Below are 1,723 nucleotides of genomic sequence, written 5' to 3'. Positions count from 1 at the left end.
TGAACCGCTCCCCGTCAAGTAGACAATTGAAAAAATATAAATTTTTCCTGCCAGCAGAAATTTATCTGCTGGCAGTTTTTATGCGGCTTGCAAGTAAATTTCGTGTTTTTCCATTGGTGTTAAAATTCCGAGATTCCTTTGTAAGCGTTTATTGTTATAGTAATCTATATAATCTTCGATCATTTTTACGAGAGTACCTCTATCAGTGAATCGTTTTCCATAGTATCGCTCTCTCTTCAAAATCCCCCAAAAGCCTTCCATTGGTCCATTGTCGATACATTTAGCAACTCGCGACATGCTTTGTATTATTCCAGCATTTACAAGTTTTGTATGAAATGTCCTGTTCGTATATTGGAATCCCCTGTCACTGTGAAACAGTGGCTGCGCACCAGGATTTCTAAGTAAAGCATTGTCTACCGTATCAAACACCAAAGCATTGTTGTTCTTATCACGAATAACATACGAAACAATCCGTCTATCATATAGGTCCAGTATTGCACTTAGATAAACTTTATGCTTTTCAATCCCAATATAATAATGGAATTCTGTCACATCAGTGAGCCATTTTTCATTTGGTGCTTTGGCAGTGAACTCCCGATTAAGTATGTTTTCAGCTATATACTGAGGGTCTGCAGCCTGTCTTGTGCATCCGTTGTTAGAATACTTGATAGTTGATTTTATATTAAGTTTACGGCAAATGCGTAACACACGTTTATCGTTTATATCAATACCATGATATCGTTCCAAATCATCTCTGATCCTTCGATAGCCTTTATCCGGTGAGTCTGTGTGAATCTTTTCTATCTTGTCAGCAATAAACCTATTCTTTTGCTCGCTTTTGGGAATTTCTCTGTGTAGCCATTTATAATAAGCTGCTCTAGAAACATTACCAAGTTTGCAAAGTGCAGCAACTGAATAATTATGATCTTCATGTTCTTCTTTGATTGCCTGATATATATGTTCATGACGGACCAGGCTTAGCCCCGCCTCCTCTCTATTTCTTCGAGTTTTTTTAAAAAAGATGCCTCCATTTCAGCACGTTCTTTCTCTGCTTTTAAAATTTTAACTTCAGCACGCAGCTTTTCTAATTCACTCATCTCATCGGGACGTTTTCGTTTGCCACGGTTATCTCTTAAAGCTTCTACTCCACCAGCTTCATATTTGACTATATAATTGCGAGCCTGTTGATAGGACACCTGGTATTGTTCTGCTGTTTTGGCATAATTACGATTATGTGCGATACAATACTGTACTATTTCAACCCGTTCTTCAAAAGTGGTTTTTCTTCCTTTGGTCATGATAATGCTTCCTCCTGTTCCAGAAGATTTTAATTCTTCATGACCATTATACTTCTTTATCCAGATTTGTAACTTAGCTTTTGAACGGATTCCGTATTTTTTGCAAATATCATCTTGAGAACCATAGCCTGCTAAATAATCTACGACTGCTTGTTGTTTCAATTCTTTGGAATATTTTTTATTCCCTTTCAATGTGAATGCATTTGCTCCCATAGATTCATAGTTTCGAATCCATTGTTGGACAGATGCGAGACTTACATCAAACATATCGGCAATTCGCCGTTGACTTTCTTTTCCATCCAGATATAGATTTACAGCATATATCTTATCCGCAACAGATACTTTTCTTTTAGACATAAAATATGCTCCCTCCTAAGTGACAAGTTTTTATTATTTCACTTGTCTACCTAGAAGGGAGCATATCA

The 1,723-nt window shown here is 36.9% G+C and carries 2 protein-coding genes; both read right to left on the bottom strand.

The window, feature by feature from the left end; genetic code table 11:
* Positions 1 to 78: 78 nt before the first annotated feature.
* Positions 79 to 975: an IS3 family transposase gene (locus tag AB5618_RS21310; protein WP_173736705.1), complete on the bottom strand. Its 897-nt coding sequence runs from the start codon at positions 973 to 975 to the stop codon at positions 79 to 81.
* 2 nt (positions 976 to 977) lie between these two features.
* Entirely contained in the window at positions 978 to 1,655 is a 678-nt protein-coding gene (locus AB5618_RS21305; RefSeq protein WP_195698868.1) for a helix-turn-helix domain-containing protein, read from the bottom strand.
* Positions 1,656 to 1,723 lie beyond the last annotated feature (68 nt).

The organism is Ruminococcus sp. J1101004sp1_RTP21198st1_B9_RTP21198_201120 (assembly GCF_040924245.1).
Classification (GTDB): domain Bacteria; phylum Bacillota; class Clostridia; order Lachnospirales; family Lachnospiraceae; genus Blautia_A; species Blautia_A faecis.
The sequence above is the reverse complement of the archived record's forward strand: the minus strand, read 5'-3'. Positions and strand labels throughout refer to the sequence as shown.